Genomic DNA, 14249 nt, shown 5'->3' on the forward strand with positions numbered 1-14249 from the left:
CGGACTGCCGGGATACTCCATACTCCACTTCTTTCCATGACTGATTTGGAAAACCAATAGACAGATGTGTCCCCGTTAGCGTACGCTTTGTATGGCTGCTCAACAGGTTCCTGAGCGAGACCAGAACCCCGACGAAACTGCACTGCTGGGGAACCCACCGATAAAGAACGCGCTCGTCGTCACTAGCCTCCTCTTCGGTTCACTACTCGTCGGCGGCTGGGCCGCACTCGAGTTCACGAACGAACTGGGCACTGCAGTCACCTGGCTCTGGATCGGCATCGGACTGTCTGTCCTCTACCTCCTCAACGATATCGCGAACACTGTGAAGGATCTCGTCAACTGACGCGCTCGTGTCTCGCTGGGTGGTCACCTTTTCGTTGCTCTCCGATACTCGTTCTCCCTCGTGCTTCGATTTACCTGCGACCTGCTCGGCGTACTTAGCTTGCGATTTTGCTACCCCCTCAAATCTCGCCATCCGGGGTTCGAAGTTCGAATTCTACAACGGGGCTGCTCCACCTCCCACACGTGGGCAACTCGAAACAGTAAGAGAGAGAGAGAGAGAGAGGGCGGGTGGGGAGAGGTGAACAACCGGAACGCCTCGGGACCGTGGGAGTCCCGGCTAGCGTCCGATCTCAGACCCCACTACGACGCTGATCGGGCAAATCGCTGTCGTGGTGAGGTCGGCTGGGGCATCCAGCACGATAGACTAACCGTTCAGTCAATATAGTTTTGTTGCAACCAGTCGAATCTGTCGACTGTGTCTACTCAACCGAGTCAGCACCGGGCAGTATCGACCGCAGAACGCGACTCCTCGTGTCGCCATCGGAGAGGACTCCAATGAGCGCGATCACCGTCGAGCAATTGACGAAGGAGTTCGGTGACGTCACTGCCGTCGACGAGTTGTCCTTCACGGTCGAGTCGGGGGAACTCTTCGGCCTGCTCGGCCCCAACGGGGCGGGAAAGTCGACGCTGATCAAGATGCTCGTCACGCTCTTGCGGCCGACCGCGGGGACGGCAACGGTCAACGGTCACGATATCCACGACGAGCGAAGCGCCGTCCGCGACAGCCTGGGAATCGTGTTCCAGGAACCCGCCCTCGACGACGAACTGACCGGGGCGGAGAACCTCGCACTTCACGGCCGGCTGTACGGCCAGCGAACAGACGAACGCAACCAGCGCATCGACGAGGTACTCGACCTCATCGACCTGCAGGACGAACGCGACGAACTCGTCGAGCACTACTCCGGCGGCATGAAACGTCGCCTCGAGATCGGTCGCGGACTGATGCACGAGCCGTCGGTCCTCTTTCTGGACGAGCCGACGGTCGGGCTCGACGCCCGCGCACGCCGGGATACGTGGGAGTACATCCAGAAGATGAACGCCCAGTCGGGCATCTCCATCGTACTGACGACCCACTACATCGAGGAGGCCGAACAGCTCTGCGATCGGGTCGCGATCGTCGACGACGGCGAGATCGTCGCACTCGACTCGCCAGCCGAACTCAAATCGTCGCTCGGCGGCGACGTCGTCACGTTGGCACTCGAGTCCGACGACTCGATACCCCGATTTTGCGATCACCTCGAGACGGCGTCGTGGGTTACCGACTATACGACGGCAGCGGGGACTGTTCACGTGACGTTGACCCGTGGCGAGTCACGGATCGTCGATCTGGTCCACCTTGCGGACGATGCTGACGTTCGCATTACGTCGATCGACCTTCACAAACCGAACCTCGAGAGCGTCTTCCTCTCGGTGACAGGGCGGACGTTCGACGAGCGCGAGGGTGAAGGTGAGGTCAAGGGAAAGGGCAAGTACGAGGGTGAACAGAATCACACGGCGAGCGCCGACTCACCTCGTCACAACGACGCCGCGACATCGGTCGAGAGGCAGCAATGAAACGAATCGACCCGCTCGGCATCTACGGCCTCTGGTTGCGCGACGTGACGCGGTTCGTCAGAACGCCATCGCGGATCATCGGCGCGCTCTCGATGCCGCTTCTGTTCCTCGTTTTCCTCGGCTTTGGCTTCGAAGGCGCTGCGATTCCGGGGCTCCCCGAGGACGTCGACTATCTCGAGTTCCTCGTCCCTGGAATCGTCGGCTTCACGATGCTGTTTGGCGCATCGTTCGCCGGCCTCTCGATCCTCTCTGACCGAGACGTCGGCTTCCTGAAGGAGATTCTGGTCGCACCGGTGAGTCGAACCTCGATCGTGCTCGGGCGGATCGCCGGCGGGTCGACGACAGCCTTCCTGCAGGGGATCTTGATTCTCCTGTTCTCGGTCCCGCTCGGGTTCCGATTCACGAGTCTCCTGTCGCTTCCGCTCGCGTTCGTATTCCTGGTGTTGATCGCCGTCACGTTCGTCGGGTTTGGAATCGCCCTCGCGTCCCAATTCCGCGACAGCGAGGGATTCATGTTGATCGTCCAGTTCATCATCTTCCCACTCTTCTTCCTTTCCGGTGCGCTGTTCCCGATTCAGGGGCTCCCCGGACCCGTTCAGTACCTCGCGTACGTCAACCCGCTCACGTACGGCGTCGACGGGTTGCGAGCGGTGCTGATCGGAACGTCGTCGTATCCGGTCGCCGTCAACGCCGGTGTTCTCACACTCTCGTCGGTTGGAATGGTCGCACTCGGTGCGGCCCTCTTCGAGCGGGTCGAGTCGGTGTGATGACCGTGTCGTGACTCTCTGTCCTCACGTTTGACCCATTTCACGACTGATCCGTGTCCGTCCTCACGTTTGCGTTCGCGTTGCGAGCAGCGCCAGGCGGACTCACCTCCGCGGCCACGACGGCTCACGCTGGCGCTGCTCGCGAATAGTCTGGAGTTTCTCCGAGAGATACCCGTAGTGGTCGATCAGGTCCTGCGTCGTGATGATCCCCTGAATCTCCAGCCCATCGACTACGACGAGCTTCTTGATCCGCTCGTCTTGCATTCGCTTGACTGCCAGTCTGGTCGACCGATTCGGTTCGATCGTCACGAGCGGATGGCTCGCGACGCGTTTGGTCGGAATGTCTGCCAACGGGCGACCCGACTGATAGGCCGCTGAAACGATATCTGACTCCGTGATAATGCCGTACGGCGTCGACTCCGCCGTAATCACGACGCTCCCGATATCCCGTCCGAGCATCTGGCGCGCAACGGACTCGAGTGTCGTCGTCTGCTCGACGGCGACGACATCGTCCGTCATGATTTCTGCGACGCGTGCGCACATCTGATTGTTCCACACGTTGGGCTGAGTGGCTCCTAACTGTTGTTGCCGTACCGGGTGTGAATCCGATAACCGAATCGATACTGTGCTGGACGCACAAACAATGCTATGGACTCACCGACAGCACTGCGAGCGGATATTCCGGCACTCGAGTCGACGACGTATCTGAACTACGGCGCGCATGGCCCGAGTCCACGAACTGTCGTCGACGCAGCCGAAGCGTGTACCCGGGAACACGAGTTCGACGCAGTTCCGCCGGCAGATCCGTACGAGATGGCGTTCGGCATCTACGACCGAACGCGGGAGACGGTAGCGTCGTTTCTCGGTGCCAACGCGGACGAAATCGCACTTACCGAGAGTACGACCGCTGGCATCGCTGCTGTCGCCGGTGCGATCGACTGGCAACCCGGTGACGTAGTCGTTCGCACGGATCTCGAGCACCCGGCTGGCATTCTCCCCTGGCAGCGACTGGAACGTGCGGGAGTCGAGGTCCGCGTCGTCGAAACGACGGATGGCCGGATTGACCGCGACGAGTACACCGCGGCCGTTAGTGACGCCCGCCTCGTCTGTTTCAGCGCGCTCACCTGGACGCACGGGACACGGCTGCCGGTCGCCGATCTGGTCGACATTGCCCACGATGCCGGCGCACTGACGCTCGTCGACGCGGTTCAGGTGCCAGGCCAGCAGCCACTCGACGTCACGGAGTGGGGCAGCGATATCGTGGCCGCAGCGGGACACAAGTGGCTCCTTGGGCTCTGGGGTGCTGGCTTCCTCTACGTCGATGCGAACACGGCTGAGACGCTTGCGCCTCGGTCGGTCGGCTACCGCAGCGTCGAAACGCCAACTGCCGACACACTCGAGTTCGCACCCGGTGCTCGCCGGTTCGAAATCGGGACGACGAACCCGGCACAGTACGTTGCGCTGGAGCGGGCGATCGAACTGAATACGGAAATAGGAACCGCCACCATCGAGGACCGAATTCACTCGCTCGCTAGTCGGTTGGCCGACGGTATCCCAGATCACCGCCGCTTGAGCCCGGCCGAACCGGAATCCGGACTGGTGACGATCGATGTCGACGAACCGGAACAGGCAGTCGACCGTCTCGCCAACGAGGGTTTCGTCGTCCGCGACCTGCCGTACCCTGACGCAATCCGGGTCTCCGTCCACGCCGTCAATACGCGCGAGGAAATCGACGCGCTCCTCGGGGTACTCGAGTCGGAGTGGTAAGAGTAGCTGGACGGTCTCGGTAGGTGTCGCCCTTCCTTCGAAGGGGCCGAGCGAACTGCTGTCGGCGTTCGTCGCTTCGACGATAGCGGCTGACTCACGGAACGTACAGGCAATGGGTCACTCAACTGAGCGGGTCACGAACGAGTTGCCCATCAGGTCAGGCGCTCAGTGTTGCGGTCACTTCTCGAGTATCCCACCCAACACCTTCGCTGCCGTGAGGACCGGATCCCAGACCGGACTGAACGGCGGGGCGTACGCAAGATCGAGGTTCTGGAGTTCGGTGACGGTCAGCGAGGCGTGGAGCGCGGTTGCAACCGTATCGATTCGTTTCACCCCGTCGCGGCCGACAATGCTGGCACCGAGGACTCGTTCGCTCTCGCGATCTGCGACCAGTGTGATGCTCAGATCCGTCGCGCCGGGATAGTAGTGTGGCCGTGTCGGCACTTCGATCGTCACCGACTCGGGATCGAAGCCGGCCTCGCGTGCCCGTTCCGGATCGAGGATTCCCGTTCTTGCAGCACCCAGATCGAACGCCTTGACGATCGCTGTCCCGGCTGTTCCGCCGGTTCTGGTCGGCTTGCCCGCCACAGTGGCGCCAATCGCACGACCCGCTCGGTTCGCCGTGAGGGCGAGCGGAACGTGATCCGGTTCGCCCGTTACGACGTTCGTCGCTTCGGCACAGTCTCCTGCGGCGTAGATCGAATCGTCGCTCGTCCGGCCGAACTCGTCGGTTGCGATGGCACCGGTCGGTCCGAGTTCGAGTCCCGCGTGCTCGGCGAGTTCGACGTTCGGTGTGACGCCGACGCCAACGATTACGAGATCTGCCGGAACGGGTTCGTCGTCGCCTTCAATTTCGACCGCATCGACCGTATCGCCTGCATCGACAGTCTCTACACCAGTGAAGCCTTCGACGGTCGTCTCGAGCCTGAGGTCGACGCCCTGCTCGCGAAGGTGGTCCTCGACGGTGCGGGCAGTCTCTGCACCGAACGGCTGGAGCGTCCGCGGCAGCATTTCAAAGATTGTAACATCAATCCCGTGTTCGGTGAGCGCTTCGGCCATTTCGATGCCGATGTAGCCGCCACCGACGATTGCGGCGGTCTCGGGCGCTGTGGTCTCGACGAAGTCCGAAATCTCTCCGGCCTCGTCCATGTCTCGCAGCGTGAACACGCCCTCGCGGTCGATGCCGTCGAACGGCGGCACGATCGCCCGTGCACCGGTTCCGAGCAACAGCTCGCCATAGGTCTGTTCGAACGTTTCATCGTCCCTCGAGACGGTAACCGTCTGTTTGTCGCGGTCGACTGAGACGACTTCGTGGCCCGTTCGAAGATCGATATCCCGCTCTTCCCGAGCCGTTTCCGGGGTCATCGCGACGAGATCGTCGAGGTCGTCGACCGTCCCTTTCACGTAGTAAGGCATGCCGCAGGCTGCATAGGATACCCACGACCCCTTCTCGAAGACGATGACATCTCGAGACGGGTCGTCCCGCTTTGCCTTGCTTGCGGCGCTCATTCCGGCCGCGTCTCCGCCGATGATGACGAACGGTGCTGTCATACCAGCCACTATACACGGCTGCGTATAAAGAATTTCGTGGGTTTCCCAATACTGGGAATACTATGTGTGGTGTCGTTGCCGAAATCCGTTTGACTCCCCTCTGAACCACTCGTGCGTTTGGATTCGGGTCGCTGCGCCAATCGTCACTCTCTTCAACAAATTTAACCAAATAGCGTCTCAGGATTGGGGTACTGAGATCCCGTGACCGATTCTCGCCACCACCTGCTTGCGATTCTCTCGGCGAATGGTGTCCCACTCATCGGTTTCGGCCTGTTCGACTGGTCGACGACAGTGTTCCTCGGCGTTCTCGTCCTCGACATCTGGGCGACGGTGGTCTGACGTTCGTCGGTTGTAGCCCTGGCTCGCGATTCATCATCCGCTTCCAACGACTCACCGTATCCACCGCTCAGTCCACAACCTACCCGTGTTGTGCGAGCAGGGACTCGAGTGTCGCGCGGTCCTGTGCACCGACGAGTCGTTCGACCGGCTCACCGTCGGCGTAGAGGACGAGTGTTGGGACGCCGCGAGCACCCAGTTGCTGGGCGAGATGCTGGTGCTGGTCGACGTCGACGGTTGCAACTGCTGCGGCTGATTCGGCAGCCAGTGCCTCGATTGTCGGTTCCATCATCTGGCAGGGACCACACCACTCGGCGTAGCAGTCGACCAGAACGATGTCGTGATTGGTGATGACTTCGTCGAGGTGATTTCCCCCAGCGATTTCGATCGGCTCAGATGGGGGCGGAGTGGAGCCAGCGGCGGAATCTGTATCGTCTCCCGCACCCACCGCTTCACCCTTATCGAGTCGGTGCTGTAGCTCTCGTCTCTTTTGCTCGCGGATCTGCTCTCGCTCGTCGTCCAGTGACTCACTCATACGTCGGTGCTACGACAGCCTCGACTATAACTATTGTGTGGTGCGGACAATACTGATTGGGCTGTGGCAGCCATGGGTCCAGTCACGACTGTCGGCGGCTCACTGAGCCACTCTCCGAACGAGCCGTCGAATACGCGAGGGGACGGGATCGTACCGCTTCGCCAGAAACACCGTTCCGCTTGCGTTCCGGCCGACAGCCTCCGAAATCGTCCCGAGCAGCGCTCGACGGACGAACCCGCCGCGTGACACTCCTAGTATTGTGATATCGTGCGCTGTGGTCCGATCCGTAATCGCCCCGGCAACGTGGTCCTCGACGGCTACCTCGCGCCGGATCTCAGTCTCGCTGCCGAACTCGTCCGATGCGTTCAACAGGAGCGCGTTTGCCTCTCCCTCACGTTGTGCTGGGTCGGTTTCGGACCGAACGTGGAGCAGGTGGACGACCGCATCGTGCTGGGTGGCGAGCGCACTCGCCGTCTCGAGTGCAAGTCCCTCGTGTGGGCCGCCAGCGATGGGAACCAGAATCGAGTCGATATCTGGCTGGGGTGTCTGAATCCGCTTGACGAGCACGTCACACGTGGCTTTCCGAAGCACAACGTCGATGTAACTCCCCAGAATGACGTTCTGTCGTGGTGGTCGACCGCGCCAGCCAAGCAGCGTCAGTTCGACGTTTTCCTTTTCGATTGCACCGAGGATGCCACTCGTGACGCTCCGTGCGAATCGCACCCGCTTGTCGGTCGGGACGCCGTGTTCGGTTGCAGTCGCTGCTGCGTCTGCGAGCAACTGCTCGTCCCTGTCGTCAAGGAGTCGGTAGCCAGCATCCAGCGGCAACTGGTCCGGAACGGCAACGACGTGAATAACGAGCAATCGGAGTGATCGCTCGATAGCAATGTCTATCGCGGTCTCCAGCAACCGATCAGCCGTTTCCTCGTTTGCCACCGGCACGAGCAGTGTCTCGTCGGGGGCTGAGGGACGGGATTCCATACCCTCTCATTTGCGTCCTGTCGCTATCATATCCTGCCGTGTCCTTGCCGGCGTCGGTCGGTTCGTTGGTTCACTCTACACGACACCCGTTCCACGACACCCTTGCTACGAGCGGTACATTCATCACGAACGATACAGTCTACGTAGTCATCGATGGACTCGAGTACGAACTCCCAGACAGGGTCGATTCGTCCCATTCTCGTGCTCGGCGGGTGTGCACTCGTTGCTGCGATCGTCTACGTCGGACTCGTTCCGCAAGCGCTGCTCGCAGGTGATGCATCGCGTGCGCTGTTGTTCCTCGTTCTTGGGTGGGTGCCGTACACCATCGTATTCTACGCCCTGGGTCGGTTCGTCTCATCTCCAGAGCAACTCCCGAACATGCGTGCGGCAGATTTCGGACTGGCAGCGTTCCTCGTCTCGCTGCTGCTGAGTCTCGGTCTCGATGCCTGGGGGTTCTCGCCGGAGCAGGTGCCAGCGGCGCACGTGGTGCAGGCGGTTGGCATCTTCGTTGGCCTCGCGCTCTTTGGCTGGGGACTGGGCCGGCGGTCGCATGCGGTCGTCACAGCCAGCAGTGATGCGGCTTCCAGCGACCGGGACCGGTAGCTTCGACCACGGGTGTCAGCGCGGCTCTCATTGGTGCCGTCATCTTTCGCGGACTGGCCTCCGTTCTGGGCGTGGTCGTTCGAGATGTGATCCAGCAACAGGCGGCTGCCATCTCGGTCGTCTGTCCGCCCCGAAGGTAGTCTGTCCGCCTCGTTCGTCGGCTAGTCACTGACCCTCTCGTTCACCTTTCGTGTCCAACCCGCTCATCACCAACGACGAGCACGTCTGTCGAGCTATGGCGCGTCACACCGTCCGTGACACTTCCGAGCATCATTCGCCCGATTCCACCACGTCCACGCGTTCCCATAACGATGAGATCCGCGTCGATCTCGCCTGCGTACTCCAGAATCTCGTGTACCGGCGTCCCCGTTCGAACCGCTGTCGTCACTTCGATTCCACGCTCGGTCGCCGTCGACTCGAGTTCGGTGACGAACGACTCCGCCCGCTCGGTCAGCGTTTCGGCTGCGTTCGACTCTTCGCCTGGGAAGCGAACCGATCCAAGCGGTCCGAGTTCGACGACACAGACGATTGCGACGGGACACTCGAGTGTCGCCGCGAGATCGAAGGCCGTCTCGGCGGCGTCGGTCGCGAACTCGCTGCCGTCGGTCGGGACGAGGATGTGGTCGTACATAGGCTCACTTCTCGGCAGAACAGCATAAACACGGGTGCTACCGAACACGAGATCGCTCGACTGTGTGAGGGTGGTGGACGTTGTAGCGGCCCGGCATACACTATAGCGAGACGGGAATCCCCACAACGACTTTTTCACTGGTTCCCGTCACTGTACTCACGATGTACGACCACCTGCTGCTTCCGACGGACATGAGTCCCGGCGTCGACCGTGCGATCGCACACGCAATCGATGCGGCCCAGCGATACGACGCCGAACTGCACATCCTCTACGTCGTCGACGCTGACGCGTACAGTTCTTATCCTGGCGATGAGTACGTCCACGAGTTCGAAGGACTCGAGTCGGCACTCGAACAGGCCGGCGAGAACGCCGTGACGGAGGTCTCCGATGCAGCAGCAACTGCCAACGTCGAGACAGTGACCGAGATCCGACACGGCGTCCCCCACGAGGAAATCCTCACTTACATCGATGAGGCGGACATCGACCTCACGGTCGTTGGGTCGAAGAACCGTTCCGGCGAGTACCGCCAACTGCTAGGTAGTGTCGCAGAACGCGTGGCGACACACGCCGAGCGGCCGGTAACGATCGTCAAAACACCGGTCGAGGACGCGGCCTGAGGCGAATGACCAGGCCACCAACCCACCACGCAAACGTAGCTTTTTCCCCTTCGTCGTTGAGAAGTCGCTATGACTGTCCTCGTTCCCATCGACGACTCGGAGCCAGCGATGAAAGCCGTCGAACACGCCGCCGAGACCTACGCCGGTGACACCGTAACGCTCCTGCACGTCATCAATCCCAGAGCCGGCATGTACGGTGATGAGGCACTGTACGCATACGAGGCGATACTCGAGTCGCGCCAGCAGGCTGCCGCGGACCTGTTCGACCGTGCGAGTGAACTGGCGGCAGCCCACGACTGTTCCGTCCAGACGGAGTCGATCATCGGCTTCCCGGCACGTGAAATCGTCTCCGTCGCAACCGAGGAGGACGTCAATCACATCATCATCGGCAGTCACGGCCGAACCGGCGCGTCACGAGTTCTCCTCGGAAGTGTCGCCGAACAGGTCGTTCGGCGGGCTCCCTGTCCGGTAACCGTCGTGCGCTGAGCCGACCAGTCGGTCTTTCGAGACGGCGTGAAATCTTCCCGCCCCAGCTCAGCGACACAGGTCCTATATAAACACACGATACATTTCGCCACCAGCTACTCGCACATTCTCGTCGATACTCGAGTATGGACACTGATTCACGGGACGTTCGGGCACACGGGAACGAGACCGCCGCCGGCTCGAGTACCAAGCAGTACACGGCGCACCTCGAACGGAGTCGACGGGTGTGGGATCGCTGGAGTGACTGGTATGGCATGAGCGAGCGCGATTTCGAGCCGATACGGGAGCGGGCGATCGACCGACTCGACCTCCAGGCCGGTGATCGGGTTCTCGATATTGGTTGCGGGCCCGGCGTGAACTTCGAGCACATTCGGTCACAGATCGGCTCTGACGGGGAACTCGTCGCCGTCGACTACAGCCCCGAGATGGTCGCCAACGCACGGAACCGTATCGATCGTCACGGCTGGGAGAACGTCGTTGTGCACCAGGCAGACGCGACGACGGTCGACTTCGACGAGTCGTTCGACGCCGCCGTCGCAACTCTTTCACTGGGTGTGATGCCGGACGCCCACAGAACGGTCGAGAATATCCACCGACTGCTCGTTCCGGGCGGCCAACTCGCCGTCGTCGACGTCAGACCTACGCCGAGTGGTCCCCTCCGACTGTTGAATCCGCTCATCTGGCGGTTCTTCCGCTGGTATGCAAACTGGAATCCGGCGAACGATGTTCCTGGCTCGCTCCATCACACCTTCACGGAGTGCGAACTCACCGAGACGGCGGTCGGCGGAACCGCTTACACGATGATCTGCCGACGAGCTGGTTCTGCTGTCGAGGCCGGTAACAGCGACCCTGAAACTGCTGAGCAGTAACGACATTCCTACACCAGACGTTAGTGGAAGGACGTGTCATCGGGTGCTATCGGGCACTATCAAGCACATACTCAACCGCGTTCGCTTCTCCACGACGCAACAACTCCGAGGCCGTCGACACCGCACAGTCGAGTTCGTCGGCAACCGCCTCGATACCGTTTCGCCGCGGGATCTCGTAGAACCCGAGCTCCCGCGCCATCTGCAGCGCCGTCACCTGCCGATCGGAGACGGCCCCACCAGCCATCGTCACACGATTGCTCGCCCACAGGACATCGACCGTGACACCGTCCGAAAGCTCCTCGAGTACACCCGCGAGATCCGCCGGGTGACCAACGACGGTCAACCGAATCGTCCGATCCGACCGAATTTCGATCGGTGGGACAACGACGACGGTCTCCTGCGAGAGCGCCCCGAGCAACGACAGTCCACCGGCCTCGAGTTCCCGACGCAGATAGAGAAAGAAGCCGCCGCTTGTCTGTGCGATGTCGTACTCGAGTACGGTCTCAAGCGACTCGAGAATCGATTCGTAGGCGTCGGAATCACCCTCCACGAACGAGGTGATCGTCTCGACACCGTTGGCTGTCTGCCCACCGAGGATCACCTCGCGCTCGATGTCGGGTGAGGAGTAGAGCTGTTCGAGAAATGGTGCAGCCGCCTCCTCATCGTACCCCAGCGAGACGCGAACGGATTTCATTGCGTGGCTCCACGCTGGCCATCAGTATAAACATCCGATACTATTCGTGACAGTCACGGCTCTGTGGCGACTTCCTTCCGACCCGAAATCCGCTCCGGATCGAGATAGTAGCTCTCGAAGGTCACGTTCTCTCGCGGCTGCTCGAAGATATCTACGTCAGGGAGGTCGATCGACCACATCCCTTGCACGACCGCCGACTCGTACGGTTCGTCACTTAGCTCGGCTAACTGTCCCGTTGCGACGACGCTTCGCCACCCGTCCGTTGTCTTGTCGTGGACGACGAACGAGACGTGTCGGTCGACCAGGTCATGTTTCCTGCTTCCGGGCGTGAACGAAAGCTGGAAGTAGAGGACGGATTCTTCCTCGCTGTAGCCGTACGAGACCGGAATCGAAACCGGCGACTCGTCTCTGTCGGTTGCAAACGACAGGACACCCGTACCACCACGGCCGAGAAACTCGTCTCGCTCGTCGCCGGTCAGTTGCAGCCACCGAATCCCTTGCATAGCGTAGCCTACGCGTTCCAGTAAGAAAATACTCGCCAGCCGGTTCGTGGTGTGGACCCTGCTCACTGCTCGCTGTTCGCCGTTCGCTGTTCGCTGTTCGCTGTTAGTTGAACGCCGCCGCAACTAGCAGCGGGAAGACGAGCGTCGCCTCGGCTTCGATGAGCGTGTAGTTCGTCTCCTCCTCGTCCTTGATCTTGCCCCAGGAGACTGCTTCGTTCGGCGGTGCACCGGAGAGCGAGCCGTCGCCTTCCATCCCGGTCGAGATGTAGATCGCGTGGTCGGCACCGCCACGGAAGAGGTTCGTCATGATCGCATGGTGTTTCGGCACGCCGCCGCCGACTGCGATGAGACCCGTTTCATCTGCCAGCATCCCGTCCTCGATCAGGGAGTCGTAGTCATCGAGAATTTCGATGCCGACATCCGAGTCGTAGCCCTGTCGGTAGTAGTAGAGGAAGTTCCCAACTTCGGCGTCCGTAAGTGCGGGACAGTAGACGGGAACGTCGTTGTCTGCGGCCTGCTTGAGCACTGAATCCTCGTCATCGAGCGTCTCGCCGAGTTCGCGGGCGAACGCCGTCGGCGTCCGAATCTTCTCCTCCGCGAAGAAGTCGTCGAAGAAGTCGTAGAGATACTCTTCGAGCCAGACGTACCGATCCGAGGGGACGTAGATGTTCCCGAGGCGGTTGATTCCGCGTTCACGCAGTTCTGCCTCGTCTGCGTCCCACTCACCCATTTTGAACGGCTTCTCCGTCTTGATCACGTCCTCGGTCAGCGAGCCGGACGTGGTGATGATCACGTCGACGTACCCCTTCCGAACGAGCGCGGCGACGACCTCTCGAAGCCCGGAGGAGATGATATTCGAGGTGAACGTGAGATAGACTGTCGCGTCGTTTTCCTGCATTTTCTGGGCGATCTCGATTCCTTCGGCGAGCTGTGTCGCCTGGAATCCGGTCGTTGCGTACGTTTCCAGTAGCTCGCCGAAGTCGAACTCGCCACGGAAATCGTACCCGCGCACGTCCGCACTCGTCAACTCCTCCTCGCTTCCGGGAACCACATGATCGCGTGTATCGTCGGTCATACTCCCACAGATGGGCTTGGCCGGTTTGAATCACGCGGCTTCCGCTCGCGGTCCTCGCCCATCCCGTAGCACCCCCACGGCAAACGACTATACGCCCCGCTCGTGTGCCCACTGTATGGTTGAACAGCACTTCCCAGCACTCGAGGGTGAACGAGTCCAGTACAGCGGCGACACCTGGGAGCTGACGGGAGAGATCGACATCAAACAAAACGGCGACCTCATTCATGCCACAGCACGCACCCCCGACCGCGTTCGCGGGAGTACCAGTCTGCTCGGATTTACACTCGAGAGCCCACCGGCATCGCTCAACCCTGGCAATCCTGGTGAACTTACAGGTGAACTCGAGCAGACCGATGCTGGATATGAACTCGTCGTTCACCGTCCACATGGGACGGCGCGGTACAAACTCAACAACCTCCGATCAACGTGAGGTGGACACCTGGGCCGTGTAACTGTGCGGGTGTCGCTCCGTGACGTACCTGTGTGGGTAGATTCTGGGTCGACTCTGCGTGGTACTCAAGTATCACGTCAATGAACGCTGCTTCACCAGACGTATCGGCCCAATTACAGTCAGTACTCTCTCGATTTCTCAGTTGGCCGACCGTGTTTGAATCGTCACAGAGTCCCAATCTCGCTGCCTGTGAGCGCGTCACTTAGAGAAGATGAATCCGTGTGCTTAAGTAGTGGACCGCACAACGATTTGATCCCAACAAAGAACTGATGCACCACTCCGCGCAAGCGTGAGTGGGAAGGGTCAATGCAGGCCAGCCGTCTACTGGCGTGCAGATGAGACCGTGTGTACGTGTAGTCCAGGCGTCCACTGGACCCGTTCCCGGGTCACGATATGCTACATTCTATGTAGCGCCGATCCGATGAACGTGGCTACTGTGCCAGCTGGTGGATCGCTCGGCTTGAGAGCTGAAGAAGGACGTGCCAAG

At 60.8% G+C, this 14249-nt stretch carries 18 protein-coding genes; 10 read left to right on the plus strand and 8 right to left on the minus strand.

Translation table 11 applies throughout. The features are described 5' to 3' along the window. Positions 1 to 91 precede the first annotated feature (91 nt). The 3 genes from C483_RS08225 to C483_RS08235 all read left to right on the plus strand — a co-directional run bounded on the left by C483_RS08225 (position 92) and on the right by C483_RS08235 (position 2663). A complete protein-coding gene (locus C483_RS08225; protein ID WP_006652894.1) occupies positions 92 to 343 on the plus strand; it encodes a hypothetical protein in 252 nt (83 codons plus the stop codon). Between the two features lie 494 nt (positions 344 to 837). After that, the gene (locus tag C483_RS08230; RefSeq protein ID WP_006652895.1) at positions 838 to 1896 is read left to right on the plus strand and encodes a daunorubicin resistance protein DrrA family ABC transporter ATP-binding protein; all 1059 of its coding nucleotides are present in this window, start codon (positions 838 to 840) and stop codon (positions 1894 to 1896) included. Then, positions 1893 to 2663, plus strand: coding sequence for an ABC transporter permease (locus tag C483_RS08235; protein WP_006652896.1), 771 nt, complete (start codon positions 1893 to 1895; stop codon positions 2661 to 2663). Before C483_RS08230 ends, C483_RS08235 begins: the two co-directional genes overlap by 4 nt. A 102-nt stretch (positions 2664 to 2765) precedes the next feature. Here C483_RS08235 and C483_RS08240 read toward each other — a convergent pair whose 3' ends face one another. Beyond that, positions 2766 to 3206, minus strand: a complete 441-nt coding sequence (locus C483_RS08240) for a CBS domain-containing protein (RefSeq protein ID WP_006652897.1) — start codon at positions 3204 to 3206, stop codon at positions 2766 to 2768. 105 nt (positions 3207 to 3311) lie between these two features. Between C483_RS08240 and C483_RS08245 the strand changes: the two genes are divergently transcribed. Continuing rightward, a complete protein-coding gene (locus C483_RS08245; RefSeq protein ID WP_006652898.1) occupies positions 3312 to 4430 on the plus strand; it encodes an aminotransferase class V-fold PLP-dependent enzyme in 1119 nt (372 codons plus the stop codon). A gap of 177 nt (positions 4431 to 4607) precedes the next feature. On the opposite strand, the gene C483_RS08250 is transcribed toward C483_RS08245, so the two are convergent. Beyond that, entirely contained in the window at positions 4608 to 5981 is a 1374-nt protein-coding gene (locus C483_RS08250; protein ID WP_006652899.1) for an FAD-dependent oxidoreductase, read from the minus strand. 201 nt (positions 5982 to 6182) lie between these two features. Between C483_RS08250 and C483_RS20215 the strand changes: the two genes are divergently transcribed. Further along, positions 6183 to 6320 (plus strand): hypothetical protein, encoded by a 138-nt coding sequence (locus tag C483_RS20215; protein ID WP_160166252.1) that lies wholly within the window; start codon positions 6183 to 6185, stop codon positions 6318 to 6320. Positions 6321 to 6399: 79 nt separating this feature from the next. On the opposite strand, the gene C483_RS08255 is transcribed toward C483_RS20215, so the two are convergent. Both C483_RS08255 and C483_RS08260 read right to left on the minus strand, forming a co-directional pair. Continuing rightward, a complete protein-coding gene (locus tag C483_RS08255) occupies positions 6400 to 6852 on the minus strand; it encodes a thioredoxin family protein (RefSeq protein ID WP_006652900.1) in 453 nt (150 codons plus the stop codon). A gap of 99 nt (positions 6853 to 6951) precedes the next feature. Then, positions 6952 to 7833, minus strand: a complete 882-nt coding sequence (locus C483_RS08260; RefSeq protein ID WP_006652901.1) for a universal stress protein — start codon at positions 7831 to 7833, stop codon at positions 6952 to 6954. A gap of 153 nt (positions 7834 to 7986) precedes the next feature. Here C483_RS08260 and C483_RS08265 point away from each other — a divergent pair, with 153 nt between their 5' ends. After that, a complete protein-coding gene (locus tag C483_RS08265; protein WP_006652902.1) occupies positions 7987 to 8436 on the plus strand; it encodes a hypothetical protein in 450 nt (149 codons plus the stop codon). Positions 8437 to 8617: 181 nt separating this feature from the next. Here C483_RS08265 and C483_RS08270 read toward each other — a convergent pair whose 3' ends face one another. Further along, positions 8618 to 9067, minus strand: coding sequence for a universal stress protein (locus C483_RS08270; RefSeq protein ID WP_006652903.1), 450 nt, complete (start codon positions 9065 to 9067; stop codon positions 8618 to 8620). A 161-nt stretch (positions 9068 to 9228) separates the two neighbouring features. On the opposite strand from C483_RS08270, the gene C483_RS08275 reads away from it, so the two are divergent. From C483_RS08275 to C483_RS08285, 3 genes are all read left to right on the plus strand, one after another. Beyond that, the gene (locus C483_RS08275) at positions 9229 to 9684 is read left to right on the plus strand and encodes a universal stress protein (RefSeq protein WP_006652904.1); all 456 of its coding nucleotides are present in this window, start codon (positions 9229 to 9231) and stop codon (positions 9682 to 9684) included. A gap of 69 nt (positions 9685 to 9753) precedes the next feature. Next, positions 9754 to 10170, plus strand: coding sequence for a universal stress protein (locus tag C483_RS08280; RefSeq protein WP_006652905.1), 417 nt, complete (start codon positions 9754 to 9756; stop codon positions 10168 to 10170). 125 nt (positions 10171 to 10295) lie between these two features. Next, positions 10296 to 11039: a class I SAM-dependent methyltransferase gene (locus tag C483_RS08285; RefSeq protein ID WP_006652906.1), complete on the plus strand. Its 744-nt coding sequence runs from the start codon at positions 10296 to 10298 to the stop codon at positions 11037 to 11039. A gap of 46 nt (positions 11040 to 11085) precedes the next feature. On the opposite strand, the gene C483_RS08290 is transcribed toward C483_RS08285, so the two are convergent. The 3 genes from C483_RS08290 to C483_RS08300 form a co-directional block, all read right to left on the minus strand. Then, on the minus strand, positions 11086 to 11733 hold the full coding sequence (locus C483_RS08290) for a helix-turn-helix domain-containing protein (RefSeq protein WP_006652907.1): 648 nt from the start codon (positions 11731 to 11733) through the stop codon (positions 11086 to 11088). A gap of 53 nt (positions 11734 to 11786) precedes the next feature. Next, complete coding sequence (locus C483_RS08295) at positions 11787 to 12236, minus strand: pyridoxamine 5'-phosphate oxidase family protein (RefSeq protein WP_006652908.1); 450 nt, start codon at positions 12234 to 12236, stop codon at positions 11787 to 11789. A 103-nt stretch (positions 12237 to 12339) separates the two neighbouring features. Then, positions 12340 to 13311 carry a deoxyhypusine synthase gene (locus C483_RS08300; RefSeq protein WP_006652909.1) on the minus strand — a complete coding sequence of 324 codons (972 nt, stop codon included), beginning with the start codon at positions 13309 to 13311 and terminating at the stop codon, positions 12340 to 12342. Between the two features lie 115 nt (positions 13312 to 13426). On the opposite strand from C483_RS08300, the gene C483_RS08305 reads away from it, so the two are divergent. Then, complete coding sequence (locus tag C483_RS08305; protein ID WP_006652910.1) at positions 13427 to 13741, plus strand: hypothetical protein; 315 nt, start codon at positions 13427 to 13429, stop codon at positions 13739 to 13741. Positions 13742 to 14249 lie beyond the last annotated feature (508 nt).

This window comes from Natrialba hulunbeirensis JCM 10989 (assembly GCF_000337575.1).
Lineage (GTDB): Archaea > Halobacteriota > Halobacteria > Halobacteriales > Natrialbaceae > Natrialba > Natrialba hulunbeirensis.

Excerpts from the sequence above, each read along its gene's own strand:
- C483_RS08225 (WP_006652894.1), top strand. The coding sequence starts at position 92 with ATGGCTGCTCAACAGGTTCCTGAGCGAGACCAGAACCCCGACGAAACT.
- C483_RS08230 (WP_006652895.1), top strand. The coding sequence starts at position 838 with ATGAGCGCGATCACCGTCGAGCAATTGACGAAGGAGTTCGGTGACGTC.
- C483_RS08235 (WP_006652896.1), top strand. The coding sequence starts at position 1,893 with ATGAAACGAATCGACCCGCTCGGCATCTACGGCCTCTGGTTGCGCGAC.
- C483_RS08240 (WP_006652897.1), bottom strand. The coding sequence starts at position 3,206 with ATGTGCGCACGCGTCGCAGAAATCATGACGGACGATGTCGTCGCCGTC.
- C483_RS08245 (WP_006652898.1), top strand. The coding sequence starts at position 3,312 with ATGGACTCACCGACAGCACTGCGAGCGGATATTCCGGCACTCGAGTCG.
- C483_RS08250 (WP_006652899.1), bottom strand. The coding sequence starts at position 5,981 with ATGACAGCACCGTTCGTCATCATCGGCGGAGACGCGGCCGGAATGAGC.
- C483_RS08255 (WP_006652900.1), bottom strand. The coding sequence starts at position 6,852 with ATGAGTGAGTCACTGGACGACGAGCGAGAGCAGATCCGCGAGCAAAAG.
- C483_RS08260 (WP_006652901.1), bottom strand. The coding sequence starts at position 7,833 with ATGGAATCCCGTCCCTCAGCCCCCGACGAGACACTGCTCGTGCCGGTG.
- C483_RS08265 (WP_006652902.1), top strand. The coding sequence starts at position 7,987 with ATGGACTCGAGTACGAACTCCCAGACAGGGTCGATTCGTCCCATTCTC.
- C483_RS08270 (WP_006652903.1), bottom strand. The coding sequence starts at position 9,067 with ATGTACGACCACATCCTCGTCCCGACCGACGGCAGCGAGTTCGCGACC.
- C483_RS08275 (WP_006652904.1), top strand. The coding sequence starts at position 9,229 with ATGTACGACCACCTGCTGCTTCCGACGGACATGAGTCCCGGCGTCGAC.
- C483_RS08280 (WP_006652905.1), top strand. The coding sequence starts at position 9,754 with ATGACTGTCCTCGTTCCCATCGACGACTCGGAGCCAGCGATGAAAGCC.
- C483_RS08285 (WP_006652906.1), top strand. The coding sequence starts at position 10,296 with ATGGACACTGATTCACGGGACGTTCGGGCACACGGGAACGAGACCGCC.
- C483_RS08290 (WP_006652907.1), bottom strand. The coding sequence starts at position 11,733 with ATGAAATCCGTTCGCGTCTCGCTGGGGTACGATGAGGAGGCGGCTGCA.
- C483_RS08295 (WP_006652908.1), bottom strand. The coding sequence starts at position 12,236 with ATGCAAGGGATTCGGTGGCTGCAACTGACCGGCGACGAGCGAGACGAG.
- C483_RS08300 (WP_006652909.1), bottom strand. The coding sequence starts at position 13,311 with ATGACCGACGATACACGCGATCATGTGGTTCCCGGAAGCGAGGAGGAG.
- C483_RS08305 (WP_006652910.1), top strand. The coding sequence starts at position 13,427 with ATGGTTGAACAGCACTTCCCAGCACTCGAGGGTGAACGAGTCCAGTAC.